Consider the following 25,342-nt stretch of genomic DNA (forward strand, 5'->3'; position numbering starts at 1 on the left):
ATCGTGATGCAGGGCAAGTTTCTCGAAGAGCTGAGCGTCGGCCAGTCCGCGCAGCTGGTCCGCAAGGTCGGCGAGGCCGACATCGTCGCCTTCGCGCAGGTGACCGGCGACACCAATCCGGTGCACCTGGACGCCGACTACGCGGCCACGACCAGCTTTGGCGAGCGCATCGCTCACGGCATGCTGTCGGCCGGCTACATCTCGGCGGTGCTGGGCACCACCCTGCCCGGGCCGGGCGCGATCTACCTGTCGCAGACGCTGAAATTCAAACGCCCGGTCAAGATCGGCGACGAGGTCACCGCCGTGGTCACCATCTCCGAGATCAACGAGGCCAAGGCCCAGGTCACCCTCGCCACCGTCTGCAAGGTGGGCGGCAAGGCGGTCGTCGATGGCGAGGCCGTGGTCATGGTTCCGCGCAAGGCCGCCTGATGCCGCTCAAGACCGTCAACGCCTGGAAGAACCTCCCCGCCGACGAGCGCGGCGCCGCCGTGGCGCTGGGCAATTTCGACGGCGTGCATCGCGGCCACCAGCAGGTGATCGCCCAGGCCGCGAAAGCGGCCCTGGCCGACAAGACGCCGCTGGGCGTGATCACTTTCGATCCGCACCCGCGCCGCTTGTTCCGGCCGACCGAACCGGCCTTCAAGCTGATGACCCACGGCCAGCAGGCCCGGGCGCTGGGCGGCCTCGGCGTCGACCTGCTCTATCTGCTGCCGTTCGACTTCGAGATGGCCAGCTTCAGCGACCGAGAGTTCGTCGAAAAGGTGCTGGTCGAGGGCCTGGGCGTGAAGCACGTCGCCGCCGGCTTCGACATCTCGTTCGGTCGCGGCCGCAGCGGCAGCGCCGACCTGCTGAAGACCTATGGCGACGAATACGGCTTCACCGTTTCGATCGCCGAACCCGTGGCCAGCCGCGACGGCGACAAGTTCTCCTCGACCGGCGTCCGCGACGCGCTGCGCAACGGCGAGCCGGACCAGGCCGCCCGCATTCTGGGCCGGCCCTTCGCCATCGAGGGCGTGGTGCGCCGGGGCCAGCAACTGGGCCGCCAATTGGGCTTCCCCACCGCCAATGTCGAGGTCGAGGACTATGTCGTCCCCAAGCTCGGCGTCTACGCCACCCGCACCCGTCTGCCCGACGGCCGCGAGGTGCCCGGCGTGGCCAATCTCGGCAACAATCCCACCACCGGCATGGTCGAGACGCGGCTGGAGACCTGGCTGTTCGACTTCGACGAGGATCTCTACGGCCAGATCATCGAAACCGACCTGATCGCCTTCCTGCGCCCAGAACTGAAGTTCGACAGCCTTGAGCTGATGATCGAACAGATCCACCGCGACGAGCAGGCGGCGCGGGCGATCGTGGCGCCGGGGTTCTAACTATTTTTCCCTCCCCTTGATGGGGGGCTCTCCCGACGCACGAAACCCTTTCCCCTCTTCCCCCGCCCCGTTAACCTTGTTTAACGGCTGGGTGGGGACCGCATGCTCAAGGGGCGCAAGTACCAACATTTCGCGCGCGCCAGGCGGCCGGCGAAGACGCCCGCCCACGAGATCCTGGCCTATCCCGAAGGCGCGCGGTTCGTGTTCGACACCGGCAAGGCGCTCGAGGTCGAGGGCGGCTATTGCGCCCTGCCCGACGGCGACTTGCTGGACGCCTATTCCAACGCCGTGGTCCGCGCCGTCGAGCGGGTCGGCCCCAGCGTCGTGCGCATCCATCCGATGCTTGAGGATCCCCGGATGTCCGGCGTCGGCTCAGGCTTCGCCATCGGCGCCGACAAGGAGCTTGGGGGCGGGCTGATCCTGACCAACAGTCACGTGATCCAGGGCGCCAGCCGCTTCGTGGTCATCACGGCCGAGGGCCGCAATTTCACCGCCCGCTGCGTCGGCGACGATCCCGACACCGACCTGGCCGTCATCAAGATCGACCAGGCGGCCGACATTCCGGTGGCCCGGCTGGGCGACTCCAAGAAGCTGCGGCGCGGCCAGTTGGTCATCGCCATCGGCGCGCCGCTGGGCTTCGAGGCCACAGTGACCACCGGCGTCGTCTCGGCCATGGGCCGGTCCTTGCGCGGCGAGCGCGGCCGCCTGATCGAGGACCTGATCCAGACCGACGCGGCGCTCAACCCCGGCAACAGCGGCGGACCGCTGGTCAACTCGACCGGCGAGGTGATCGGCATCGCCACGGCGATCATCGCCGGCTACCAGGGCCTGTGCTTCGCGGTGGCGGCCAACACCGCCGGGTTCGTGATCGGCGAGCTGCTGGCGCACGGCCACGTGCGACGCGGCTCGATCGGCCTGATCGCCCAGCAGGCCCCGATCCCGCCGGCCCTGGCGCGGGCCACCGGCGTCCAGCAGCCCTATGCGGTCTATGTCGCCCATGTCGATCTCGGCGGCCCCGCGGCCAAGGCGGGCGTCAAGGAGGGCGACCTGCTGATCGCCGCCGGCGACCGCCCCTTGACCGGCCTTGACGATCTGCTGCGCGCCCTTGACCACCACAGCATAGGCCATCCGACACCGTTCCTGGTCATCCGCAACGCCCGCCTGATGACCGTGACCGTGACGCCGAAGCTGCGGAAGCCGGGGGCTTAGCCGAAGCCTTTGCGCCCCGGCCCTCCCTCTGCTATCCCGCTGGCCATGAATTTCGTTCGGAAGATTTCGCGAATTATCCGCCCGGCGTGACGCCGCCGGACGATCCTCCAGCGCGCGCCGGGTTTTCCGCCCTCTTCCGATACCTTCAAGCCGGACACCTATTCCATGGCCGACGACGCCACGACCGCCCGCGACTATCGCGAAACCGTCTTCCTTCCCGACACCCCGTTCCCGATGCGCGGGGGCCTGCCCAAGAAGGAGCCCGAGATCCTGGAGGGCTGGGCCGCCCTGTCGCCCAAGGGCCTCTACGGCGCTGTTCGGGCGAAGAGACAAGCCGACGGCGCCCCGCTGTTCGTGCTGCACGACGGCCCGCCCTACGCCAATGGCGCGATCCACATTGGTCACGCCCTGAACAAGACGCTGAAGGACTTCGTGGTCCGCTCGCGCTTCGCCCTGGGCTACGACGTCGACTACGTGCCGGGCTGGGACTGCCACGGCCTGCCGATCGAGTGGAAGATCGAGGAAGAGTTCCGCGCCAAGGGCCGCCGCAAGGACGAGGTCCCGGCCGAGGAGTTCCGCACCCGCTGCCGCGAATATGCCGGCGGCTGGGTCGAGGCCCAGAAGACCGAGTTCCAGCGCCTGGGCGTCCTGGGGGACTGGTGGAACCGCTACGCCACCATGGACTTCACCTCCGAAGCCACGATCGTCGCCGAGTTCCACAAGTTCGCGGCTTCGGGCCAGCTCTATCGCGGCTCCAAGCCGGTGATGTGGAGCCCGGTCGAGCGCACGGCCCTGGCCGACGCCGAGATCGAGTATCACGACCACGTCAGCCCCACGATCTGGGTGAAGTTCCCGGTCAAGGTCTATGACGAGGAGCACTACGCGCTGTCGGGCAATCCGGCCGGCGACAACGTCTTCCGCCTTCAGCCCAACGACGCCTCGGTCGTGATCTGGACCACCACGCCGTGGACCATCCCGGCCAACCGCGCCATCAGCTTCAACCCGAAGGTCGAGTATGGCCTCTATGAGGTGGAAGCCATGGAGGAGAACCTCGAGTTCGCCCCGTGGTCGAAGGCCGGCGACCGCCTGATCGTCGCCGACAAGCTGGCCGAGGACGTCCGCAAGGCCGCCAAGGTCGCGACCTGGCGCCGGATCGAGCCCGTCGATCCCACCGGCCTGATCTGCGCCCACCCGCTGGCCCAATTCGATGAGGGCTTCGGCTTCGACGTGCCGCTACTGGCTGGCGACCACGTCACCGACGACGCCGGCACGGGCTTCGTCCACACCGCCCCGGGCCATGGCGCGGACGACTATCTCGTGTGGCTGAAGAGCGGATACGCACTGGACTCTATCCCGACACCGTCGACCCGGACGGCGCCTACTACCCGCACGTCCCCCTGTTCGCAGGCCTCAAGGTCATCGAGACCGAGGGCAAGAAGGCCGGCAAGTTCGGTCCGGCCAACGCGGCGGTGATGGACAAGCTGATCGAGGCCGGAAACCTGCTGGCGCGCGGCCGCGTCGAGCACAGCTATCCGCACAGCTGGCGCTCGAAAGCCCCGATCATCTTCCGCAACACACCCCAGTGGTTCATCCGCATGGATCAGCCGCTTGAGAGCGGCAAGACCCTGCGGGAGACGGCCCTCCAGGCCATCGCCGACACCGCCTTCCACCCCGACGCCGGCCGCAACCGCATCGGCTCGATGGTCGAGACGCGCCCCGACTGGCTGGTCAGCCGCCAGCGCGCCTGGGGCACGCCGCTGGCCATGTTCGTCGACAAGGAGACCGGCGCGCCGCTGATGGATCCAGACGTCAACGCCCGCATCCTGGCGGCCATCCGCGAAGGCGGCGCCGACGCCTGGTTCTCGCGTCCCGACGCCGACTTCCTGGGCGAGGCCCATGACCCGGCCCAGTACGAGAAGGTCGGCGACATCCTGGATGTCTGGTTCGACTCCGGCTGCACCCACGCCTTCACGATCGAGGGCCGCGCCGACAGCCACTGGCCGGCGGACCTCTATCTCGAAGGCTCCGACCAGCACCGCGGCTGGTTCCAGTCCAGCCTGCTGGAAGGCTGCGGCACCCGCGGCCGCGCGCCCTACAAGGCGGTTCTCACCCACGGGTTCACCCAGGACGAGAACGGCGAGAAGATGTCCAAGTCCAAGGGCAACACCGTCGAGCCGCAGACCATCACCAAGGAAAGCGGCGCCGAGATCCTGCGCCTGTGGGCGGCGATGGTCGATTATTCGGAAGACCAGCGGATCGGCAAGACGATCCTGGCCACCACCACCGACGCCTATCGCAAGCTGCGCAACACCACGCGCTACCTGCTGGGCGCCCTGGCCGGATTCACGGAAGAGGAGCGGGTCACCGACTACGCCGACTTCCCGCCGCTGGAGAAGTACATCCTGCACCGCCTGTGGGAACTGGATGGCCAGGTGCGCGCCGCCTACGAGGCCTATCGCTTCGCCGACGTGACGCGTCCGCTGATCGAGTTCTGCCAGGGCGATCTGTCGACCCTGTTCTTCGACATCCGCAAGGACAGCCTCTATTGCGACGCGCCGAACGCCCTGCGTCGGCGGGCCTATCGCACGGTGCTGGACTATGTGTTCGAGCGTCTGACCATCTGGCTGTCGCCGCTGACCAGTTTCACCATGGAAGAGGCGTGGCAGACGCGCTTCCCCGAAGCGGGCTCCAACAGCCTGCGGGTGATCCCGGCGACGCCGGCCGAGTGGCAGAACGACGCCGAGGCCGCCCGCTGGGCCAAGGTCGAGACCGTGATGTCGGTGGTCACCGGCGCCCTGGAAGTCGAACGCCGCGAAAAGCGCATCGGCTCGGCTCTGGAAGCCGCGCCGGTCGTGCACGTCGCCGACGCCGATCTGCTGGCCGCCTTCGACGGCCTGGACGCCGCCGAGGTGTTCCGCACGTCGGCCGCCACCCTGGTCGCCGGTGAAGGCGGCGCGTTCACGACCGACGAGGTCAAGGGCGTGTCGGTGGATCCGAAACTGGCCGAGGGGAACAAGTGCGCCCGCTCGTGGCGCATCCTCCCCGAGGTGGGAACCGATCCCCGCTATCCGGAGCTTAGCCTTCGCGACGCCGAGGCCGTGGCTTATTGGGACGCGACGCACAATTAGCCCCCTTCCTTCTTGATGGGGGAAGGGTTGGGGATGGGGGTGACGGGGCGCTGGCCGTGCTCGCGACGATCGCCGCATCACCCCCACCTACCCTCCCCCATCAAGGGGGAGGGAAGAACGGAGAAGGCCTTGAAAATCACCCGCCTCGGCTGGACCGCCTACGCCGTCGCCGCCGCCACCCTGGTTCTGGACCAGATCTCCAAGCTCTGGATCCTGGGGCTGCTGGGCCGCGAGCAGGGCTCGTCCGTGCAAGCCATTGGTCCGCTCTACCTGACCATGGTCCATAACTACGGCATGAGCTTTGGCCTGCTGAAGGACCACGACTGGGGCCGCTGGCTGCTGATCGGCTTTTCGATTCTCGTGGTGATCGGCCTGTCGTTCTGGGCGCGCAAGGCCACCAAGCTCCTACCGGCCATCGGGGTCGGCATGATCATCGGCGCGGCGATCGGCAACAACCTGATCGACCGGGTGCTGTACGGCTATGTCGTCGACTTCATCGACGTCTCGCGCCTGAACTTTCCGTGGGTTTTCAACGTCGCCGACTCGGCGATCAACATCGGGGTGGCCTTGCTGCTGATCGACAGCTTTCTCTACGGCGAGAAGAAGCTGGCCGACCCCGCCGAGTAGCCTGGCCGTGCGAGTTCGGGCCGAATAACGCCGCATTCGCGTGGGAGATTGGCGCCCGGGCGCGGATGTCGTATCGAGAGCGTCCGAATTTCTGGGCCGGGGGTCGGCCTGCTGGAGCATGGTTTGATGAGTTTCAATCGGGTCGCGACCGTGAGCGCCCTGACCGCCATTGCCGCGATCGGCATGGCTGGGCTGCACCTCGACCCAGAAAGCCCTGGGCATGAACAAGGTGGTTCCCGACGAATTCCGCGTCGTCAGCAAGGCCCCGCTGGCCGTGCCGCCGGACTATGCCCTGCGCCCGCCGGCGCCCGGCGAGCCGCGTCCGCAGGAACTTCAGCCGGAAAGCGCCGCCCGCGCCGCCCTGATCGGCCAGAGCAACGCCGCGGGTCGTTCTGAAGGTGAAAAGCTTCTGGTCGCCCGCGCCGGCACCGACAAGGCCGATCCGCTGATCCGCTTCGTGGTCGACGATGAGAACGGCGACCTGGCCCACAAGGACGAGAGCTTCGCCAGCAAGGTGATGTTCTGGAAAAAGGGTCAGCCCAAGACGACGAACGTGGCCACCGCCGCCGAGTCGGGCGCGAACGCCCCGGCCGAGATCGACGCCGCCGCAGAGGAAGCCCGCCTCAAGAAGCTGGTGGGCGCCGGTGGCGTGGTCATCAGCCGCGAGAAGAAGACCGGCATCAAGCTGCCGGGCCTCTAAGGCTTTAACGACTTCAAGATACGAACGGCCCGGAGCCTCGCGGTTCCGGGCCGTTTCGTGTTCAAGGCTGGACTTCGTCCGGCGTGGTGATCGTGTAGCCCTTGGCCTTCAACTTGCTGAGTACGCCCTCCTCGGACAGCAGCGGGCGGAAGTTGACCAGCGCCACCGACTTGCCGGGCGTCTTCAGGGCCTGATCGATGGCCTTGGTCGAGCGATCGATCGTCTTGCGGATCTCGGAGGCGACGCCCGGCGTCGCCGACAGGCAGGCCTGGTAGCCGCGATCGGCCGCCGCGAGCTTGACCACGTCGCCCTCGGCCCAGCGCTGAGCGGTCTCGACGGTCCGGAAGCCGCCGGCGTCGGCCTCGCGCAGGCCCGCGTCCAGGCAGAACTCCTGCATCGGCTTGGGCAGCGAGCCGACCGACTTCAGGGCGTCGATCACGTCGTAGCCGTCCAGCTTCTGGATGCGCGGGCGCTTCTTCAGCTCGCCCTTCTTGGCGATCTCCTCGACCTTGTCAGCCACGCCGCCGCTCTGGATGTTGATCGAGCCGCCCTTCTTCATGTTGGCGACCAGGAAACCGGCGAAGGCCGGCTTGATGTCGTCCATGCTGTCCAGCTTCTCGTCGCTGTCGGCGAGACGCTTCTCCAGGCGAGCCCGCAGCTCGGGCGGCAGGGTGTCGCGCATCGGCTTGTCGGCCAGGAAATAGCGCCGGCCGCCCATGGCCAGGCCGATGACCCGGACGATGCTGATCTCCGGCTCGGGAGCCATGATCAGACGATTGGCGCCATCAAGGCGACGTTCCAGCACCGAGGTGTCGAACGCCAGGGTCTTGGGCGACAGGGCCGGGATGGCCAGAATGTAGACGGTGCTGTCGGCGTCCGACACCTTCCACCAGGCCGGTCCGGGCAGCTTGGCGTTGACGATCAGTTCCTCGACCAGGGTTCCTTCCGGATCGACCGCGCGCAGATCGACCGGCGCGGTCTGGTGGATCGAGACCTCATTGCGAGCCTGCCCCAGCGCCGATCCCCCGCAAAGCAGCGAAAGGGCGAGGCCGGCGGCGGCGAAACGGCGAAGGGTCACTATCTGTCTTCCTCGAACGGCGGCGGAATTGAGATAAACTCCGCGTTCTCCCTTCGTTGGCCGATCCGTGTTCGGCTGGTCAACTTAAGGAGTTGCAATGCTGGCGCTTGTCCTCCGGCCTGCCTCGTGAAAGTCCGTGTGATGCCCATCCGTCGCCTGCCGCCCGAGACCGTCAACCGCATCGCCGCCGGCGAGGTGGTCGAACGGCCCGCGAGCGCGATCAAGGAGCTGGTCGACAACGCCATCGACGCCGGCGCCACGCGGATCGAGGTCGAGGCCCACGGCGGCGGCCTGACCCGGATCCTGGTCGCCGACGACGGCTGCGGCCTGTCGGCGGACGAACTGCCGGTGGCCATCGAGCGCCACGCGACCTCGAAGCTGGCGCCCGACGAAGACGGTCTCTGGGACCTGTTGCGCATCCACACCATGGGCTTCCGGGGCGAGGCCCTGCCGTCGATCGGTTCGGTGGCGCGGCTGTCGATCAGTTCGCGGGCCAAGGGGTCGAGCGACGCCCACTCGATCCTGGTTGAGGGGGGCCAGGTGGGCGAGGTTTCGCCCGCCGCCTTCCCTGGTCCGCACGGGGCGCGGATCGAGGTGCGCGACCTGTTCTACGCCACCCCCGCGCGGCTCAAGTTCATGAAGTCCGAGCGCGCCGAGGCCCTGGCGATCACCGAGGAGATCAAGCGCCAAGCCATGGCCAACGAAAACGTCGGCTTCTCGCTGGACATCGACGGCCGCCGCATCCTGCGCCTGCCGCCCGAGCATCCGGGGCCGCAAGGTCGACTGGCGCGCCTGGCCGCCGTGCTGGGCCGCGACTTTCAGGACAACGCCATCGAGATCGACCAGGTGCGCGACGGCGTGCGGCTGTCGGGCTTCGCGGGCCTGCCGACCTACAACCGCGGCAACGCGGCCCACCAGTACCTGTTCGTCAACGGCCGTCCGGTGCGAGACCGCCTGCTGCAAGGCGCCCTGCGCGCGGCCTACGCCGATTTTCTGGCGCGGGATCGCCACCCGACGGCGGCGCTGTATGTGACGCTCGACACCAGCGAGGTCGACGTCAACGTCCACCCCGCCAAGGCCGAGGTCCGCTTCCGCGACCCGGCCCTGGTGCGCGGTCTGATCGTCGGGGCCCTGCGCCACGCCCTGGCCGGGGCCGGCCACCGCGCCTCGACCACCGTCGCCGCCCAGGCGCTGGACAGCATCCGCGCCCAGCAGAGCCCGTTCCCCGGATATCCGCCCCAATATCAGCCGGGTCCCTCGGCCGCCGGCTTCTCGGCCTGGCGCGAAGGCGGTTGGCCCCCGCCGACACAGCGGCCGATGGACTTGCCGGGCCTGAACGAGGTCTCGGCGCGGGTCGAGTTCGAATTCCCCCTCCCCCTCGCGGGGAGGGGGCAGGGGGGTGGGGGCTCCGGCTTTGAGGAAGCCATCGCCGCGCTGTCACCCCCACTCCCAACCCTCTCCCCGCAAGGGGGAGAGGGCTATCGATTCGACCCGGTCGATTTCCCCCTGGGCGTGGCTCGGGCCCAGGTGCACGAGACCTACATCGTCGCTCAGACCCGTGACGGCATGGTCATCGTCGACCAGCACGCCGCCCACGAGCGCCTGGTCTACGAGCGCATGAAGGGCGAGATGGCCGCCGGCGGCGTGTCTCGCCAGACCCTGCTGCTGCCCGAGGTGGTCGACCTGGACCCCGCCGAGGCCGAGCGCGTGGTCGCCCGGTCCGAGGAACTGGCCAGCCTGGGTCTGGTCATCGAGAGCTTCGGCCCCGGCGCGGTGCTGGTGCGCGAGACGCCGGCCCTGCTGGGCAAGACCGATGCCGCCGCCCTGGTCCGCGACATCGCCGACGACCTGGCCGAGAACGGCGCCGCCCTGGCGCTGAAGGAGCGGCTGGAGGAGGTCTGCTCCACCATGGCCTGCCACGGCAGCGTCCGCGCCGGCCGCCGCCTGAACGGGGCCGAGATGAACGCCCTGCTGCGCGAAATGGAGGCCACGCCCCACTCCGGCCAGTGCAACCACGGCCGCCCGACCTATGTCGAACTGAAGCTGGCCGACATCGAGAAGCTGTTCGGGCGGCGCTAAGCCGTCCGTCGCTCCGCGAACGCGCGCATCGCTTCGGCCAGATACTCCGTCAGCCCCGGCGCGACCGCTTCGTAGCGAGCGGTGAACTCCGGATTGTCCAGGTACAGCCGCCCCAGGCCCGTGAACGCCTCCGGCGTGGGTTCGCGGTTCCAGCCCTTCGCGATCCAGCCCCACCAGCGGCGCATGACCGCGCTGACTGCGTCGCTATCGGCGGGCAGGCCTTGGGTCAGGGCCTTGGCGACTTCCGCCTCCATCTCCAGCTGCTCGGCCTGGAAAGCGTTGAACTCCGCCTTCGTAAGGCTGCTCAGCTTGGCCTTCGCTGTGGCGATGGCCTCTACGGCCTTGCCTTCGCCGAGGCGCTCGGTCAGCCAGGCCTCCCGCGCGGCCTGCTTCGCCGGGTCGAAGCCATCGAACATCTGCTTGTCGTCCATAGTCTCGTCTCCTTTGAGGTCGGCGAGGGTGCGGTCCACGATGTCCACAAGCTTGGCGTAGCGCTCGACCTCGGCCGCCAGGCGTTCGCGATGGGCGCGAAGCGCGGCGGCGAGGTCGAAGGCCGGGTCGTCCAGCGCGGCCCGGATGTCCTTCAGCGGAGTTCTCCAGGGCGCGATGGAAGAGGATCTGCTGCAGGCGCAGCAGGTCCTGACGGTCATAGTAGCGATAGCCGTTGGCCCCGACGGCGCGAGGCCGCAGAAGACCGATGGCGTCATAGTGGTGCAGAGCCCGCACCGAGACGCCCGACAGCTTCGCCATCTGTTTGACCGTGTAGACGCTCAAGTGAGACCTTCCCTCTCGATGGGGCGATCAGTCAGGTCTGACGCGACGTCAGGGTCAATGCATGAAGATAGGCAGGTTCTAGGCGGCGTTTGCCGCCGCCAGGGTCGCGCCGTCGGGACTTGCGACCGGCTTGTCCAGCAGCTCCGTGACCGCCGGGCCTCGGACGATGGCGATGCCGCCGGCCTTGCAGGCCTCCAGCTCCACTGAAGAGCCGACATTGGCCACCGCCTGCGCCACGTCCTTAGCGACATAGGCGGCCTTGCGCTCGACGAACTTGAGGATCTGCTTCAACCGGTCGTGCTCGGTCTCGCCGTTCAGCACCAGGGTGATGCTATCGACCAGCTCGGGCGGCAGACCAGAGATCGGGAAGGTCGGGTCGGTGACCTGGACGTCCATCCGCGAGAAGCTGCTCTTCAGGAGCAGGCGCATCTGCTGCAGCATGCCGATCGAAGCCTCGCGCGGCGTGGCGTAGATCGTGGCGGTCAGACGCGGCTGCTGGTCCAGCGGATAGCGCGACAGGCGGCTCTTGTAGGCGTCCTGCGAGGCGGGCGTGGTCAGGTTCCAGAACCCGAACGGCACATGGATCTCACCGAAGGCCGCGGTCTTCAGAGCGGCCTGCGTGTCGGTCAGACAGATCAGATCGCGCTTCAGGAGCTTGGCGTCGTCCTCGGGCGGCGGACCGATCAGGTCCGAGCGCATGCCGATCGCCGAGCCGACAAAGGCCCCCAGGGCAAGATCATAGACGCCCCACCAGCCGGTCTCGGCCGGCGGCGGCGGCGGCGCGACCTTGGCGGCGGGCTTGGGCGCGGGCGCCGGCTGAGCCTTGGGCTTTTCCGGCGCGACGGGCGCGGTGGCGGGCTGCGCGGCCTCGGCGGAGACCGGCTTGATCGGTTCGGCCGTGGGAATGGTGGACACGGGCGCGGCGGCCTTGGCCGCTCGCTCCGGCGTGACGGTCGTGGCGGCGGTCAGGCCCTGTTTCTTGGCGCTGGCCTTGTCCTCGGCCAGGGTCTTGGCTTCCGCGCGCGTGCTGGGGCGGGGCTCGACGCTGTCGGCGGTGACGACGTGGACACGGCCGGCTGGGCCCTCATAGCCCTCGCCCGCCATCAGCCCGGCCAGCTCGGCCTGCGACAGGGCGGCGAACTGCAGAACCGCCTGCTCGTCGCCCTCGAAGGTCATCAGGGCGATTTGACCAATCGGACGTCCGGGGAACAGCACCTTCTCGAGCTCGGCGGCCAGGGCCTGCATCTCGGTGGGGTTGAGGGTCTCGACCCGATTGTCGGCCAGGACGAAGGCCAGGGGCGCCACGGCCCCGCACTTGCGCGGCTTGCGCCATCTCGCCTTCAGGAACGCGTCCGCCACCCCCTGAGCCTTGTGCTTGGGGACTTCACCCGGCTGGCTCTCGCCAACGGTGAACAGGATACGCAGGCAGCAGATGGCCGTCATGAGGCCAGACCCTAGCGGCCGAAGCTTTGTGAACGGTTACAACCGCCGGGATAACGACGTTTTATTTCGTTGGCGCGGGAACCTTTTTAGACGAAGGTCTCGCTGAGGCGGAATTCCAGCCGTTCGCGGACGGCCGGCCAGTCGTAATCGGTGATCGAGAACACCGCCGTGTCGCGGATGTGGCCGGTCCAGGTGACCTTGTGATTGCGCAGCACGCCTTCCTTGCTTGCCCCCAGCTTCTCGACGGCGGCCTGGCTGCGGGCGTTGCGGACGTCGATGTTGAACTCGACGCGGATGGCCCCGGCCTTCTCGAAGGCGTGGGCCAGCATCAGGCGCTTGCTCTCGGGATTGACCGGGCCCGAACGCGCGTCGGGGTTCAAGAAGGTCGAGCCGATCTCCAGCCCCCCATGCAGGCGACGGATGTTGAGGTAGCTGGAGGTGCCGACGATCTTGCCGTCCGAAAGGCGGCGGATGACGTAGCCGATGCGCTCGCCGCGGTCGGTCTCGCCTTGCAGCGCGCCCCAGAAGTCCTCGAAGCCCTCGCCGCAGCCGTTGACCGACATGATCTCCCAACTGGCGGGATCGCAGTCGACGGCGTCCCGCAGGGCGTCGCGGTGATCGATGGTGATCGGTTCGAGCCGGACATAGCGGCCCTGCAAGGTGTCGGCGGTCAGGTTCAGCATGGTCCCGTTGTCGGACAGGACGCGCGCCCTGACAACCCGCCTCGAAAGTCTCCTTGAGCAAGACGGGACCGCTTGCCGCCCGCGTAAAGCCGGTCTACAAACACTTCAAACAAGCGTTTGACACATTGAGAACCGGGCAGAGGGAACGACCATGGATTTCGACATCTCCCCCACGCAGCGCGCCTTCCTGGACCGCGTCACCGCGTTCATGGACGAGCACATCTATCCGGCGGTCCCCGTCTACGACGCCGAGATGAACGTCCTGGGCGCCGAGCGCTGGAAGGTCGTCCAGGTCGTCGAGGAGCTGAAGGCCAAGGCCAAGGCCGCCGGCCTGTGGAACTTCTTCATGCCGCCGCACAGCGGCCAGGTTCATGTCGACGACACCTTCCAGTTCGAAGGCGTCCAGCTGACCAACCTGGAATACAGCTTGATCGCCGAACAGCTGGGCAAGGTCGGCTTCGCCTCGGAAGTCTTCAACTGCTCGGCGCCCGACACGGGCAACATGGAAGTGCTGATGCGCTACGGCACGCTGGCGCAGAAGGAAAAGTGGTTGCGCCCGCTGATGAACGGTGAGATCCGCTCGGCCTTCCTGATGACCGAGCCAGCCGTGGCCAGCTCGGACGCAACCAACATCGAGACCCGCATCGAGCGAGATGGCGATCACTATGTGATCAACGGCCGCAAGTGGTGGTCCTCGGGCGTGGGCGATCCGCGTTGCAAGGTCGCCATCGTCATGGGCAAGACCGATCCGGACAACCCCAGCCGCCACGCCCAGCAGAGCCAGGTGCTGGTGCCGCTGGACGCGCCGGGCATCGAGATCGTCCGTATGCTGCCGGTGTTCGGCTATGACGACGCCCCGCACGGCCACGCCGAGGTCATCCTCAAGGACGTGCGCGTCCCGATCGAGGACGCCCTGCTGCTGGGTGAAGGCCGCGGCTTCGAGATCGCCCAGGGGCGCCTGGGCCCCGGCCGCATCCACCACTGCATGCGCACCATCGGCACGGCGGAAGTCGCGCTGGAGAAGATGTGCAAGCGCCTGATGAGCCGGAAGGCCTTCGGCAAGTACGTCTCGGACCACTCGGTGTGGGAAGAGCGCGTCGCCGACGCCCGCATCGACATCGAGATGTGCCGCCTGCTGTGCCTGAAGGCCGCCGACATGATGGACAAGGCCGGCAACAAGTCGGCCCGCCTGGAGATCGCCATGATCAAGGTCGCCGCCCCGCGCCTGGCCCTGAAGATCATCGACGACGCTATCCAGGCCCATGGCGGCGCCGGCGTGACCACCGACTTCGGCTTGGCCAAGGCCTATGCCGGCATCCGCACCCTGCGCCTGGCGGACGGCCCGGACGAGGTGCACCAGCGCACCATCGCCCGCATGGAATACGGCAAGTACGGCGACCTCGTTTACAAGCAGAAGGCCGAGAAGGAAGCCGCGCTGCACGTGCCGGGGATCCGTTGATCTAGCGCCTTGCTTGCCCCCACCTGACCGCTTCGCGACCTTCTTCCCCCTCCGGGGGAGGAGCGCGAAGCGCGGAGGGGGCAAGTGAGGCGGCCGCCACAAGATCCGGGCGGACACCCTCGCCCTGCCCGGCGATGATCGCCTCATGAGTCGCCCCGCTCGTCTCTTCCTCGACCGCGCGCCCTCGCCGATCGGCGAGCTGCTGATCGTCACCGACGAGACCGAAACCCTGCGCGCGCTGGACTTCCACGACCACGAGCACCGCCTCCACCGTCTGCTGAAAACCCACTACAGCCCGCTGCGGCCGAACGTCGGCGCCGCGCCCGCCCGGATCCGCGACGCCATGGCCGCCTATTTCGCCGGTGAGTTCCACGCCCTGAACAGTATCGCCTGGGCGACCAACGGCACGACCTTCCAGCACGCGGTGTGGACGGCGCTGACCCAGATCCCGGCCGGCGCGACCATCACCTATTCGGAGCTTGCCCGTCGCGCCGGGCGTCCGCTGGCGATCCGCGCCGCCGGCCACGCCAATGGCTCCAATCCGTTGAGCATCGTCGCGCCCTGCCACAGGGTGATCGGCATGGACGGCGCCTTGACGGGCTACGGCGGCGGCGTCGAACGCAAGCGCTGGCTGCTCGCGCACGAGAAGGCGCTTTAGGCCAGCCTCGCGCCGTCCAGCACCACGCGGCCGATATTGAAGAACGGCAGGCTGAGCGTGACGCCGATCAGGGCGTTGAACACCATCGCGCCGCTGTTGTAGCGCCCCGCTTCGCCGTCCAGCGCCGCCGAGACCGCCCGGCCTGCCGCCGCGCCCAGCCAGGCAACGGCCAGCGCCATGGCCATGGCGGCCCCAATGCGGGGCTGATAGCCCAGATAAAGCGCCGCCACGCCGTGCGAGGCGATCAGCACCCCGCCCAGGGCTCGCCCTTCCGCGAACAGCGGCGGCTTGGGGGTGTCGTCATCGGCGAGCCCCGCCAGGCCCAGCATGGTCTGCGGTCGCGCCAGGATCATGCCGCCCAGAGTCCCGCCGATGACGCAGGCCAGGACCGCCAGGAACAGCGACAGGACGTAGCTCGACATAGGCCTTGGTGCTCCTGCTATTCTCGACGCTATTCCGGCGCGCGGCAGACGGCCTCGACGTTGAAGCCGTCCGGGTCCAGAACGAACGCGCCGTAATAGTCCTTATCGTAATGTGGGCGAAGTCCGGGCGGACCATTGTCTTTTCCGCCGGATTTCAACGCGGCTTCGTAGAAGGCGTCGACCTGGGCGCGCGTCTCGGCCGCGAAGGCCACGTGGAGCTTGCCCTGGGTCGCGTCTTGCTCGGAAATCCAGAACATCGGCCGTGTGACGCCATAGCCGGCGGCGTCCACCCCGCCGGTGAATTCCTTAGGCACGACATAGAGTCGGCGAATCCCCAGCGGGTTTAGCGCGGCGTCGTAGAAGACCGCCGAGCGCTGGAAATCGGCGACCCCGAACCCCACATGATCGAACATCGAACCCTCCCGCATTAACCGGCGCCGCAAAAAGTTCGCGGGCGTCGTCCTTGACTCCCCCGAGCCTCCTGCCTAACTCACGTCCGACGTTGGCACTCGGTGGGAGCGACTGCTAACAAAGCAGCTCCCTCGGTCCGACGCAGCCTTACTTGAAACCGTTCCGACGGAGAACACCCATGAAATTTCGTCCCCTGGGCGACCGCGTCCTCGTGAAGCGCGTCGAAGAAGAAACCAAGACCAAGGGCGGGATCATCATCCCCGACACCGCCAAGGAAAAGCCGCAGGAAGGCGAAGTCGTCGCCGTCGGCCCCGGCGCGCGTAACGACAAGGGCGAAGTCGTCGCCCTGGACGTCAAGGCCGGCGACCGCATCCTGTTCGGCAAGTGGTCGGGCACCGAAGTGAAGGTCGACGGTCAGGACCTCCTGATCATGAAGGAAAGCGACGTCCTGGGCGTGGTCGAGGCCTAAGGCCTCCCCGTTCCCATCGCTTCCGAACTCAAGTTTCTCTTTTAGAAGGGCTCTCAGATGGCCGCTAAAGACGTCTATTTCTCCTCCGACGCGCGCGACAAGATGCTGCGCGGCGTCAATATCCTCGCCAATGCGGTGAAGGTGACCCTGGGCCCCAAGGGCCGCAACGTCGTCATCGAAAAGTCGTTCGGCGCTCCGCGCACCACCAAGGACGGCGTCTCGGTCGCCAAGGAAATCGAACTGGCTGACAAGTTCGAGAACCTCGGCGCGCAGATGATCCGCGAAGTCGCCAGCAAGACCAACGACAAGGCCGGCGACGGCACCACCACCGCCACGGTGCTGGCCCAAGCCATCGTCCAGGAAGGCCTCAAGTCGGTCGCCGCCGGCATGAATCCGATGGACCTGAAGCGCGGCATCGACAAGGCCGTCCTGATCGCCGTCGAGGACATCAAGGCCTCGTCGAAGAAGGTCACGACCAACGCTGAAATCGCTCAGGTCGGCACCATCTCGGCCAACGGCGACAAGGAAGTCGGCGAGATGATCGCCAAGGCGATGGACAAGGTCGGCAACGAAGGCGTCATCACGGTTGAAGAAGCCAAGACCGCCGAGACCGAACTCGACGTCGTCGAAGGCATGCAGTTCGACCGCGGCTACCTGTCGCCGTACTTCATCACCAACGCCGACAAGATGGAAGTTCAGCTGGAAGAGCCGCTGATCCTCCTGTTCGAAAAGAAGCTGTCGTCGCTGCAGCCGCTGCTGCCGGTGCTGGAAGCCGTCGTCCAGTCGGGCCGTCCGCTGGTCATCATCGCCGAGGACGTCGAAGGCGAGGCCCTGGCCACGCTGGTCGTCAACAAGCTGCGTGGCGGCCTGCGCGTCGCCGCCGTCAAGGCTCCGGGCTTCGGCGACCGCCGCAAGGCCATGCTGGAAGACATCGCCATCCTGACCGGCGCTCAAGTCGTGTCGGAAGACCTGGGCATCAAGCTCGAGAACGTGTCGCTCGACATGCTCGGCAAGGCCAAGAAGGTCTCGATCACCAAGGACGACACTACGATCGTGGACGGCGTTGGCGAGAAGGCCGACATCGAGGCCCGCATCGCTCAGATCAAGCGCCAGATCGAAGACACCACGTCGGACTACGACAAGGAAAAGCTGCAAGAGCGTCTGGCCAAGCTGGCCGGCGGCGTCGCGGTCATCCGCGTCGGCGGCTCGACCGAAGTCGAAGTGAAGGAAAAGAAGGACCGCGTTGACGACGCCCTGAACGCGACCCGCGCGGCCGCTGACGAAGGCATCGTCCCGGGCGGCGGCACGGCTCTGCTGAAGGCCTCCAAGGCCCTGGCCGGCGTGACCGGCGACAACGACGACCAGACGGCCGGCATCGCCATCGTCCGTCGCGCCCTGCAATCGCCGATCCGCCAGATCGCCGAGAACGCCGGCGTCGAAGGTTCGATCGTGGTCGGCAAGATCCTGGAAAGCGACAGCGCCTCGTTCGGCTTCAACGCCCAGACCGAGCAGTATGTCGACCTGGTCGCCGACGGCGTCATCGACCCGGCCAAGGTCGTCCGCACGGCTCTGCAGAACGCCGCTTCGGTGGCAGGCCTGCTGATCACCACGGAAGCCGCGATCGTCGAAGCCCCCAAGAAGGGCGGCGGCGCTCCGGCCGGCGGCGGCATGCCGGGCGGCATGGGCGACATGGACTTCTAAGAGAAGTCCATAAAGTCGCCCATCTTCCAAGGAGATCGGGATCGGAAAGCCGATCCCGAGCGGCGACATGGACTTCTAAGAGAAATCCTGTCAGCTAAACGCTGAAATGATCGAGGGCGGGGCCGCGAGGCTCCGCCCTTTTTCTTTGTCCGCATGGCGACGATCTCACACTCCCGTGACGAGCGAGAACCAAGGCCAAGGATCGACGTTAACCTTCCGCTCACGTTTCAGGGCATGGAGGCTGAAATGTCGTTCGTGCGTTCGTATTCCACTCATCGTCGGCGCCGCGCGTCTCGCGCCAATCTTATCGTATTGGGCGTCTCCGCCTGGCTCGTGCTGGGCCTGATCAGTCAGGCCGCGTTCCAGCTGATCGGCTAGGCCCCTATCCGCGAGGCCGAGCGAGCGCTACATGCGCTCCATGTTCCGCCAACGCCCCGACGCCGATCTGATCGTTCAAGGCTGGGTCATCGGCGTGATGGTCGAGGTCCAGGGCGAGCGCTTGCCGGTTCGTCACTACTTCGCCGTTGGAAAGGCCGATCGCGCCCAGGCCGAGTGGACGGCCGTAGACCTGGCGATGAACGCTGGCTCGGTGGCTTCCAGCCCCATCGGCGGCCAGGAGCCCGTCGAGGCCCTGCGCGAGATCGTCGCCTACAGGATGCGCGAGCTGGGCCTGAAACCCGGCGAGGCCCGCGCTCTGGGCGACAAAAGCCCGAGGCGCTGGCTCTCCCTTTGAAATCCTAGTGACGCTTGCCGCCGCCGCCGCAGGCGCTACAGCCGCCCTTGCCGCCACCGCCGTGATAGCCGCCGCCGATGTGGATCGAGGACGACGCCGAAGCGGAGGCCGAGCTCGAGGCGTAACCGCTCGAAGAACCGCCAGCATAGCCGCCTGCGTAGCCGCCACCGCCAGCTAGGCCGGGACCGCCGTAGCCGCCGCCGCGTCCGCCGGACTGCGCGCCGATATAGCCCATCGGCAGAGGCGGCGGCTCGATATAGTTGCCCCAGGCCGAGCTGCCGGCCGAACCCGCGTTCCAGCCGCCGCCGGCGCTGTAGCGCGACTCCGAATAGTCGTAGGACGACCGCTCGCGGCTCTCCTCGTAATAGCTGTCCTCATAGCGATGACCCCCGCTGCACGGGCTGCACTGTTGCTGGACGACAGCGCCGCCGCAGACGCGCGGCTGGCAGGCGCCTTGCGGCTGGACCGGCACATAGACGGGACGATCGACATAGACGTAGATCGGCACCTGGACGATCTTCTCGACGACCTCGCCGCCGCAGGTCCGTTGGCACGGGGCGGGTTGCGGGACCGGCACGGGGCGATCCACGGGAACGGGACGATCGACATAGACCGGACGATCAACCGGCACTTCGACCCGCTTCTCAACAATCTTCTCGACGGGACGGTCGATATAGACGGGTCGCTCCACGATCTTCTCGACCGGCACCTGGACCAGCTTCTCGACCGGCACCTCGATGCGCTTTTCGACCACGACCGGCCGCTCGACGATCACCGGCTTCTCGACGATCTTCTCTACGACCTGGGTGGTGGGACGGTCGACATAGACCGGCACGCGGCGCTCCACCACGCGATCGACATAGACCACCTTGGCGCGCGGCTTGACCCGTTTTGGCGCATGGGCCTGACGGACGGGCGCGCGCTCATAGCCGTCGGCCAGCACGGGCGAAGTCAGGGTGAGGCTGGCGAAAGCGGCCAGCACGCCGACGCGGAGAAGGATCTTGGGGCTCATGGCCAACCTCGATGCGGAACACGGAACGTCCCTTGTCGGGACAGTCCCGGCTGGCGTCGCAAGCCCGGCGCCAAGCCCCCTTGGCGATCCGCGTTCCCTCGGCCATTGTCCGGGCCAAACAAGTGTTCGGGGAGGATGACGATGGCGAGATTTCTGACGGCCCTGGGGCTGACCATGGGCTTGGCCCTGACCGGTGTGGCCTGCGCCCAGGTCCCGGCCAACACCGCCCCCAACGATTACGGCAAGAAAGAGAACTGGCTGTGCCTGCCGGGCCGACAGGACGCCTGCGCGGTCGACCAGACCACCACCCTCATCCAGGCCGACGGCAAGACCTCGACCGAGACCTTCAAGCTGGCGACCAACCCCGCCTACGACTGCTTCTACATCTATCCGACCGTCTCGACCGATCCGGGCGGCAACAGCGACATGGTCATCGACGAAGCCGAGCGCCGGGTGGTCGAGCAGCAGCTGGCGCGCTTCGGCGGTCAGTGCCGCCTGTTCGCGCCGATGTACCGTCAGGTGACCCTGGCGGCCCTGCGCGCCGTGATGATGGGCCAACCCTCGCCGGGCGACGGCGTCCTGGCTTACGGCGACGTGCGCGACGCCTGGCGCTGGTATCTGGCGAATGAGAACAGAGGGCGCGGCGTGGTCTTACTCGGCCACAGCCAGGGCTCGCGAATGCTGCTGGACCTGCTGAAGAACGAGGTGGACGGAAAACCCGCCCAGAAGCAGATGATCTCGGCCTATGTCCTGGGCATGAACACGCCGGTGACCGACGGCCAGTTCGGCTCCATCCCGCTGTGCGACAAGGCCGATCAGGCCGGGTGCCTGGTGACCTATGTGTCGTTCCGCGCCTCGAGCCCGCCGCCGGCCAACAGCCGCTTCGGCAAGACCGACGAACAGGGTCGCCGCGCCGGCTGCGTGAACCCCGCCGCCCTGGTCGCCGGCAAGGCCTCGACCGACGAGACGCCGGTGCACAGCTATCTGAGCAGCAAGGGCTTCCTGTCGAGCGGCGAACCCAAGCCGTTCGCCAAGGATGTGACGGTCTCGACCCCGTTCGTCTCGCTGCCCGGCCTGATCTCGGCCCGGTGCGTCAGCGAGGGCGAATTCACCTATCTGTCAGTCGCGGTGAACGCCGACCCGGCCGACCCGCGCACCGACGAGATCACCGGTGATGTGATGGTCGCCGGCCAGCCGCTGAAGGACTGGGGCCTGCACCTGATCGACGTCAATCTGGAGATGGGCGACCTGAATGCGCTCGTGGCCCGTCAGGCCAAGGCGTACGCGGGACGCTAGGACCTCTCCCACGGGGTCCTAGCGCCACACTGATGCCGGCGGCGGGGTCGACATCCGCTCCGGCCCGCGCAAGGCGCGCGGCGGCTATTTCGGGCCGGCCGCCGCCTTGAACACGGTCACGCCCAGCAAAGCGACGATCACGAAGCCGAGCAGGAACAGGAAGAACAGAATCTTCGGCGACCCCGGCCGCCGCGCCGGCGACGCCGGTGAAGCCCAGGGCGCCCGCGATCAGAGCGACGACGGCGAGAATGATGGCCCACTTGAGCATTTGCGTCTCCTTACGAGGGCGTCAGAGCGGCGCCGTTGACGGATTCCGGAGGCGCCGAAGCGGCGCCGATGGAAAATCAACGTCTCGTCCAAGCACGGCGTTCCTTGTTTTCGCCGCCCGGCGCCGCTAACTCGAAGCCATGGCCTCCAAGCCCGAAAGCCCGACCGAACCCTTCAAGCGCGCCCTGGCGCACGCGGCGCGCTCGCTCGCCGAAACGCCGGACCTTGAGGTCGTGTTCTCGGGCGACGGCCCGCAGCTCCTGGGCAAGCGGGCGGTTCTGCCGCATCCGCCGCGCGACCTCAATTCCAAGGAGGCCGCGCGCATCCGGGGCCTGGCCGACCAGATGGCCCTGCGTCTGGCTCACCACGACCCGATGGCCCACGCCCGCGCGCGTCCGGCCTCGCCCGACGGTCAGGCGGCGTTCGAGTCGATCGAGCAGGCCCGCCTGGAAGCCATCGGTGCCAACGCCCTGGGCGGGGTGCGCCAGAACCTGACCGCCGCCCTCGAGGCGCGGCTGGAGAAGCAGGGGCTGACCCGCGCTATCGCCACCGACCGCCAGTCCGCGCCCATGGCCGAGATCCTGGGCCTGATGGTCCGTGAGCGCCTGACCGGCGATGCGCCGCCGGACGGCGCCAAGGCCCTGGTCGACATCCTGCGTAACGACATCGAGATGAAGGCCGGCAAGGACCTGGATCGCCTGGCCGCCGCCATCGACGACCAGGCCGCCTTCGCCCGCGTGACCCGCGAGATCCTTCGCGATCTCGACCTGGGCGAAGAGATGTCCGACGCCACCGACAGCGCCGACGAGGACGACGGCGAAGAGGAAGGCGCGACCGAGAATTCCGACGAGGATCAGGGCGAGGGCGAAGGCGAGCAGCCCGAGGGATCCTCGCCGCAGGAAAGCGAGGCCTCCGACCGCGAGACCGAGGCCGGTGACGAGGAGATGGTCCAGTCGGACCAGGAGGGCGAACCCGAGGAGTCCGACGAGCAGCCCGAGATGGGCGACGGCGCCAAGCCGGCCCGTCCCGATCCGGGCGCGTCGCAGGGCGGCGAGCCGCTCTACAAGATCTTCACCACGGCCCACGACGAGGTCGTCGACGCCGAGGACCTGTGCGACGCCGAGGAACTGACGCGCCTGCGGGCCTATCTGGACCAGCAGCTGTCGGCGCTGTCCAGCGTCGTCTCGCGCCTGGCCAACAAGCTGCAGCGCCGCCTGCTGGCCCAACAGAACCGCGCCTGGACCTTCGACCTCGAGGAAGGGATGTTGGACGTCGCCCGCCTGACGCGGGTGATCATCGATCCGACCGCCCCCCTCTCCTTCAAGCAGGAAGAGGACCAGGAGTTCCGCGACACGGTCGTCACGCTGCTGATCGACAATTCCGGCTCTATGCGCGGGCGACCGATCATGGTGGCGGCGATCTGCGCCGACATCCTTGCTCGGACCCTGGAGCGCTGCGGGGTCAAGACCGAGGTGCTGGGCTTCACCACCCGCGCCTGGAAAGGCGGAACCAGCCGCGACGAGTGGATCAAGGCCGGCAAGCCCGCCGCGCCGGGCCGCCTGAACGACCTGCGCCATATCATCTACAAGGCGGCCGACTCCCCGTGGCGCCGGGCCCGCAAGAACCTGGGCCTGATGATGCGCGAGGGGCTCCTGAAGGAGAACATCGACGGCGAGGCTCTGATGTGGGCCCACCAGCGGATCATCGGCCGGCCCGAAGCCCGCCGCATTCTGATGGTGATTTCCGATGGCGCCCCGGTGGACGACTCCACCCTGAGCGTCAATTCGGGCCACTATCTGGAGCGTCACCTGCGCCAGGTCATCAGTGAAATCGAGACCAAGAGCCCCGTTGAGCTGATCGCCATCGGTATCGGCCATGACGTCACGCGCTACTACCGCCGGGCCGTCACCATCGTCGACGTCGAGCAATTGGGCGGGGTGCTGGTCGAGCAGTTGGCCGCCCTGTTCGAGGAAGAGCCGCGCCAGATCGCCCGCGCGCGGGGCCTGTTGGCCCCGCCGCCCGTCGTGACGCCGCAAGCGCCCAAGGTCGGCAAGGTTTCCGCGTGATCGGTCTTCGCGCCGCGCTCGTCCTGGGCATGGTCGGCGGCTTGAGCGGCCTGGCCACCCAGTGCACGCCGCGCAGGCCGCCGCCGGTGGTGTCGACCCCGCCGGCGCCGGTGAAGGTTGGGCCTGAGATCACGGTCACCGCCACGCCCGTGCCGCTGGACGCGTCCAACCCGGCCAAGACCGCGCTGGACGGCGGCTTCTCCTACGCCGGCGGCCTGGTCCTGACCAGCACGACCACCTCGCGCCTGCATGGCCTGTCGGACCTGTCGGTCACCGCCGATGGACGGCTGACGGCGATCAGCGATGAAGGCGACGTCTTCGAGGCCAAGGTCCAGTTCGACGCGGCGGGCCAGCTCGTCGGCCTCACCGACACCAAGCTGTGGCCGCTGAAGGGACCGGACGGCCAGCCGCTGCGAAACAAGCAGCAGGCCGACGCCGAGGGTTTGGCCGTGCTGCCCAACGGCGACCGCCTGGTCAGCTTCGAGCGCGACCACCGCATCTGGCGCTACGCGGTCGGACCCGATGGGACGTGGAGCCTTCCAGCCCCCGCGCCGAAGCCCGCCACCATCTTTCCAGACAACGAGGGCATGGAGGCGATCTCGGCCTACCCCGCCGCCGGTCCGGACGCCTATATCGTCGGCGGCGAGGAGGGCGAGGTGTGGCTGTGCCGGTTGTCGGCCGATTGCAAGGCGCTGCCGCCGCAGTCGGGCCCGGACTTCACCTGGGGCCTGACCGGCTTCGCGCCTTTCCAGGGCGCGGCCGTGGCCACCCTGCATCGCGGCTACGACCCCATCCGCGGCTGGCGCTCGATCGTGCGTTTCATCTCCGACCCGACCCAGCCCACGGCCCGCCAACGCACCGCCGCGACGCTGCGGATCGAAGGCTCCTTGCCGCGGGACAACTTCGAAGGCGTGTCCATCACCGCCGCGCCGCCAGGCGCGCCGGCCGGCGCGACGCGCCTCTATCTAATCTCGGACGACCAGGCGATCGGCGCCAACCAGCGCACCCTACTGCTGGCCTTCGACTGGGTCGCCCCGCCTCTGCCCGCGCCCATGCCGCCCAAGGTGGCCCGCAAGCCCGTTCGCAGACGCTAAATCCGTTTCGTTTCAGACGAGACGGTTTCATTACCAACTATATGATTATATTGGACTTTTTGTCGCATAGGCCGATTTCGCACTTGCGAAAGGTACCGGTACCATATAATCAGAACCTCGACGGACGACGAGGCGAGATCCTGGGGGCCGTCAGAGGAACGCGTCGGGAGGCGGTTGCACTCAACCTCCTTTCCGGGACTACCAACATGATCCGTCTTCTCGTTATCGCCCTTACGGCCCTCATGGCCACCACCGCCGCCACCTCGGCCAGCGCTGGCGAAATCAAGGTCAAGGTCGCCGGCCGCGACACGGCCGCCGTGCACGCCGAAATCGTCCAGGCCGCCAAGCAGCTGTGCCAGGAAGACCTCTTCGGCAATCCCTACGCCGTCCAGATCGCTCCCTATTGCGTGCGCGACGTCGCCCGCGACGCCATCAGCCGCGCCCACAGCCGCGACCTGATCGCCTACGACAAGGCTCAAAGCCGCGACGTCTATTTCCTGAAGATCGCCACCCGCTAACAGCGATCAGCGCTTAGACGACAGGGCCCGCGAAACCCCCGTTTCGCGGGCTTCTTCGCGCCTGCAATCGGTTGTTCGCACGCGAAGCACGCCCGAGACTCCACCTTGGGTGCACTGCAACATAATCGTTGATAACCCATGAGAA

21 protein-coding genes and 4 pseudogenes are annotated in these 25,342 nt (G+C 67.6%); 17 read left to right on the forward strand and 8 right to left on the reverse strand.

Annotated features, from left to right (window positions below; all coding sequences use genetic code 11):
* Positions 1 to 3 precede the first annotated feature (3 nt).
* From ACHMW8_RS03755 to ACHMW8_RS03780, 6 genes and pseudogenes are all read left to right on the forward strand, one after another.
* Complete coding sequence (locus ACHMW8_RS03755; protein ID WP_199743345.1) at positions 4 to 429, forward strand: MaoC family dehydratase; 426 nt, start codon at positions 4 to 6, stop codon at positions 427 to 429.
* A complete protein-coding gene (locus tag ACHMW8_RS03760) occupies positions 429 to 1,370 on the forward strand; it encodes a bifunctional riboflavin kinase/FAD synthetase (RefSeq protein ID WP_395444795.1) in 942 nt (313 codons plus the stop codon). Before ACHMW8_RS03755 ends, ACHMW8_RS03760 begins: the two co-directional genes overlap by 1 nt.
* 102 nt (positions 1,371 to 1,472) lie before the next feature.
* Positions 1,473 to 2,579 (forward strand): S1C family serine protease, encoded by a 1,107-nt coding sequence (locus ACHMW8_RS03765; protein ID WP_395444796.1) that lies wholly within the window; start codon positions 1,473 to 1,475, stop codon positions 2,577 to 2,579.
* 165 nt (positions 2,580 to 2,744) lie between these two features.
* Positions 2,745 to 5,707, forward strand: a pseudogene (gene ileS, locus ACHMW8_RS03770) (isoleucine--tRNA ligase).
* A 129-nt stretch (positions 5,708 to 5,836) separates the two neighbouring features.
* The gene (lspA, locus tag ACHMW8_RS03775; protein ID WP_395444797.1) at positions 5,837 to 6,334 is read left to right on the forward strand and encodes a signal peptidase II; all 498 of its coding nucleotides are present in this window, start codon (positions 5,837 to 5,839) and stop codon (positions 6,332 to 6,334) included.
* Between the two features lie 126 nt (positions 6,335 to 6,460).
* Positions 6,461 to 7,034 (forward strand): annotated as a pseudogene (locus tag ACHMW8_RS03780) (DUF3035 domain-containing protein).
* 61 nt (positions 7,035 to 7,095) lie between these two features.
* Here the strand turns inward: ACHMW8_RS03780 and ACHMW8_RS03785 are convergent.
* Positions 7,096 to 8,112: a TraB/GumN family protein gene (locus ACHMW8_RS03785; protein ID WP_395444798.1), complete on the reverse strand. Its 1,017-nt coding sequence runs from the start codon at positions 8,110 to 8,112 to the stop codon at positions 7,096 to 7,098.
* A gap of 141 nt (positions 8,113 to 8,253) precedes the next feature.
* Between ACHMW8_RS03785 and mutL the strand changes: the two genes are divergently transcribed.
* On the forward strand, positions 8,254 to 10,191 hold the full coding sequence (gene mutL, locus ACHMW8_RS03790; RefSeq protein WP_395444799.1) for a DNA mismatch repair endonuclease MutL: 1,938 nt from the start codon (positions 8,254 to 8,256) through the stop codon (positions 10,189 to 10,191).
* On the opposite strand, the pseudogene ACHMW8_RS03795 reads toward mutL, so the two are convergent.
* From ACHMW8_RS03795 to ACHMW8_RS03805, 3 genes and pseudogenes are all read right to left on the reverse strand, one after another.
* Positions 10,188 to 10,965: pseudogene (locus ACHMW8_RS03795) on the reverse strand (MerR family transcriptional regulator). The gene mutL and the pseudogene ACHMW8_RS03795 overlap by 4 nt on opposite strands.
* A 78-nt stretch (positions 10,966 to 11,043) precedes the next feature.
* A complete protein-coding gene (locus ACHMW8_RS03800) occupies positions 11,044 to 12,408 on the reverse strand; it encodes a hypothetical protein (protein ID WP_395444800.1) in 1,365 nt (454 codons plus the stop codon).
* A gap of 86 nt (positions 12,409 to 12,494) precedes the next feature.
* Positions 12,495 to 13,091: a GNAT family N-acetyltransferase gene (locus ACHMW8_RS03805; RefSeq protein ID WP_125155306.1), complete on the reverse strand. Its 597-nt coding sequence runs from the start codon at positions 13,089 to 13,091 to the stop codon at positions 12,495 to 12,497.
* Positions 13,092 to 13,242: 151 nt separating this feature from the next.
* Here ACHMW8_RS03805 and ACHMW8_RS03810 point away from each other — a divergent pair, with 151 nt between their 5' ends.
* Positions 13,243 to 14,550 (forward strand): acyl-CoA dehydrogenase family protein, encoded by a 1,308-nt coding sequence (locus ACHMW8_RS03810; protein WP_125155305.1) that lies wholly within the window; start codon positions 13,243 to 13,245, stop codon positions 14,548 to 14,550.
* 145 nt (positions 14,551 to 14,695) lie between these two features.
* The gene (locus ACHMW8_RS03815) at positions 14,696 to 15,208 is read left to right on the forward strand and encodes a methylated-DNA--[protein]-cysteine S-methyltransferase (protein WP_395444801.1); all 513 of its coding nucleotides are present in this window, start codon (positions 14,696 to 14,698) and stop codon (positions 15,206 to 15,208) included.
* On the opposite strand, the gene ACHMW8_RS03820 is transcribed toward ACHMW8_RS03815, so the two are convergent.
* Both ACHMW8_RS03820 and ACHMW8_RS03825 read right to left on the reverse strand, forming a co-directional pair.
* On the reverse strand, positions 15,205 to 15,630 hold the full coding sequence (locus ACHMW8_RS03820; RefSeq protein WP_125155303.1) for a DUF4345 family protein: 426 nt from the start codon (positions 15,628 to 15,630) through the stop codon (positions 15,205 to 15,207). The genes ACHMW8_RS03815 and ACHMW8_RS03820 overlap by 4 nt on opposite strands.
* Positions 15,631 to 15,659: 29 nt before the next feature.
* Positions 15,660 to 16,043, reverse strand: a complete 384-nt coding sequence (locus tag ACHMW8_RS03825) for a VOC family protein (protein WP_125155302.1) — start codon at positions 16,041 to 16,043, stop codon at positions 15,660 to 15,662.
* A gap of 176 nt (positions 16,044 to 16,219) precedes the next feature.
* Here ACHMW8_RS03825 and groES point away from each other — a divergent pair, with 176 nt between their 5' ends.
* The 4 genes from groES (at position 16,220) to ACHMW8_RS03845 (ending at position 18,944) form a co-directional block, all read left to right on the forward strand.
* Positions 16,220 to 16,510 (forward strand): co-chaperone GroES, encoded by a 291-nt coding sequence (groES, locus tag ACHMW8_RS03830; protein WP_013080760.1) that lies wholly within the window; start codon positions 16,220 to 16,222, stop codon positions 16,508 to 16,510.
* A gap of 57 nt (positions 16,511 to 16,567) precedes the next feature.
* Positions 16,568 to 18,211, forward strand: a complete 1,644-nt coding sequence (gene groL / locus ACHMW8_RS03835) for a chaperonin GroEL (RefSeq protein ID WP_125155301.1) — start codon at positions 16,568 to 16,570, stop codon at positions 18,209 to 18,211.
* A 246-nt stretch (positions 18,212 to 18,457) separates the two neighbouring features.
* The gene (locus ACHMW8_RS03840; RefSeq protein ID WP_233586400.1) at positions 18,458 to 18,589 is read left to right on the forward strand and encodes a hypothetical protein; all 132 of its coding nucleotides are present in this window, start codon (positions 18,458 to 18,460) and stop codon (positions 18,587 to 18,589) included.
* Positions 18,590 to 18,629: 40 nt separating this feature from the next.
* Positions 18,630 to 18,944, forward strand: a complete 315-nt coding sequence (locus ACHMW8_RS03845) for a hypothetical protein (RefSeq protein WP_395445891.1) — start codon at positions 18,630 to 18,632, stop codon at positions 18,942 to 18,944.
* A gap of 4 nt (positions 18,945 to 18,948) precedes the next feature.
* Here ACHMW8_RS03845 and ACHMW8_RS03850 read toward each other — a convergent pair whose 3' ends face one another.
* Entirely contained in the window at positions 18,949 to 19,956 is a 1,008-nt protein-coding gene (locus tag ACHMW8_RS03850) for an IMCp domain-containing protein (protein ID WP_395444802.1), read from the reverse strand.
* A gap of 141 nt (positions 19,957 to 20,097) precedes the next feature.
* Here ACHMW8_RS03850 and ACHMW8_RS03855 point away from each other — a divergent pair, with 141 nt between their 5' ends.
* Complete coding sequence (locus tag ACHMW8_RS03855; RefSeq protein ID WP_395444803.1) at positions 20,098 to 21,252, forward strand: DUF3089 domain-containing protein; 1,155 nt, start codon at positions 20,098 to 20,100, stop codon at positions 21,250 to 21,252.
* Positions 21,253 to 21,336: 84 nt separating this feature from the next.
* Here the strand turns inward: ACHMW8_RS03855 and ACHMW8_RS03860 are convergent.
* A pseudogene (locus ACHMW8_RS03860) lies at positions 21,337 to 21,520 on the reverse strand (DUF1328 family protein).
* 139 nt (positions 21,521 to 21,659) lie between these two features.
* Here ACHMW8_RS03860 and cobT point away from each other — a divergent pair.
* The 3 genes from cobT (at position 21,660) to ACHMW8_RS03875 (ending at position 25,197) form a co-directional block, all read left to right on the forward strand.
* Complete coding sequence (gene cobT, locus ACHMW8_RS03865; protein WP_395444804.1) at positions 21,660 to 23,585, forward strand: cobaltochelatase subunit CobT; 1,926 nt, start codon at positions 21,660 to 21,662, stop codon at positions 23,583 to 23,585.
* Positions 23,582 to 24,679: an esterase-like activity of phytase family protein gene (locus ACHMW8_RS03870; RefSeq protein ID WP_395444805.1), complete on the forward strand. Its 1,098-nt coding sequence runs from the start codon at positions 23,582 to 23,584 to the stop codon at positions 24,677 to 24,679. The genes cobT and ACHMW8_RS03870 overlap by 4 nt, the downstream gene beginning before the upstream one ends.
* A gap of 206 nt (positions 24,680 to 24,885) precedes the next feature.
* On the forward strand, positions 24,886 to 25,197 hold the full coding sequence (locus ACHMW8_RS03875; RefSeq protein ID WP_395444806.1) for a hypothetical protein: 312 nt from the start codon (positions 24,886 to 24,888) through the stop codon (positions 25,195 to 25,197).
* Positions 25,198 to 25,342: the final 145 nt, after the last annotated feature.

The organism is Caulobacter sp. UC70_42 (genome assembly GCF_044056025.1).
Lineage (GTDB): Bacteria > Pseudomonadota > Alphaproteobacteria > Caulobacterales > Caulobacteraceae > Caulobacter.

Coding starts and splice junctions, on each gene's coding strand:
- ACHMW8_RS03765 (WP_395444796.1), top strand. CDS start 1,473: ATGCTCAAGGGGCGCAAGTACCAACATTTCGCGCGCGCCAGGCGGCCG.
- ACHMW8_RS03815 (WP_395444801.1), top strand. CDS start 14,696: ATGAGTCGCCCCGCTCGTCTCTTCCTCGACCGCGCGCCCTCGCCGATC.
- ACHMW8_RS03800 (WP_395444800.1), bottom strand. CDS start 12,408: ATGACGGCCATCTGCTGCCTGCGTATCCTGTTCACCGTTGGCGAGAGC.
- ACHMW8_RS03805 (WP_125155306.1), bottom strand. CDS start 13,091: ATGCTGAACCTGACCGCCGACACCTTGCAGGGCCGCTATGTCCGGCTC.
- ACHMW8_RS03840 (WP_233586400.1), top strand. CDS start 18,458: ATGTCGTTCGTGCGTTCGTATTCCACTCATCGTCGGCGCCGCGCGTCT.
- mutL (WP_395444799.1), top strand. CDS start 8,254: ATGCCCATCCGTCGCCTGCCGCCCGAGACCGTCAACCGCATCGCCGCC.
- ACHMW8_RS03875 (WP_395444806.1), top strand. CDS start 24,886: ATGATCCGTCTTCTCGTTATCGCCCTTACGGCCCTCATGGCCACCACC.
- ACHMW8_RS03845 (WP_395445891.1), top strand. CDS start 18,630: ATGTTCCGCCAACGCCCCGACGCCGATCTGATCGTTCAAGGCTGGGTC.
- groL (WP_125155301.1), top strand. CDS start 16,568: ATGGCCGCTAAAGACGTCTATTTCTCCTCCGACGCGCGCGACAAGATG.
- groES (WP_013080760.1), top strand. CDS start 16,220: ATGAAATTTCGTCCCCTGGGCGACCGCGTCCTCGTGAAGCGCGTCGAA.
- ACHMW8_RS03810 (WP_125155305.1), top strand. CDS start 13,243: ATGGATTTCGACATCTCCCCCACGCAGCGCGCCTTCCTGGACCGCGTC.
- ACHMW8_RS03820 (WP_125155303.1), bottom strand. CDS start 15,630: ATGTCGAGCTACGTCCTGTCGCTGTTCCTGGCGGTCCTGGCCTGCGTC.
- cobT (WP_395444804.1), top strand. CDS start 21,660: ATGGCCTCCAAGCCCGAAAGCCCGACCGAACCCTTCAAGCGCGCCCTG.
- ACHMW8_RS03825 (WP_125155302.1), bottom strand. CDS start 16,043: ATGTTCGATCATGTGGGGTTCGGGGTCGCCGATTTCCAGCGCTCGGCG.
- ACHMW8_RS03760 (WP_395444795.1), top strand. CDS start 429: ATGCCGCTCAAGACCGTCAACGCCTGGAAGAACCTCCCCGCCGACGAG.
- ACHMW8_RS03850 (WP_395444802.1), bottom strand. CDS start 19,956: ATGAGCCCCAAGATCCTTCTCCGCGTCGGCGTGCTGGCCGCTTTCGCC.
- ACHMW8_RS03855 (WP_395444803.1), top strand. CDS start 20,098: ATGGCGAGATTTCTGACGGCCCTGGGGCTGACCATGGGCTTGGCCCTG.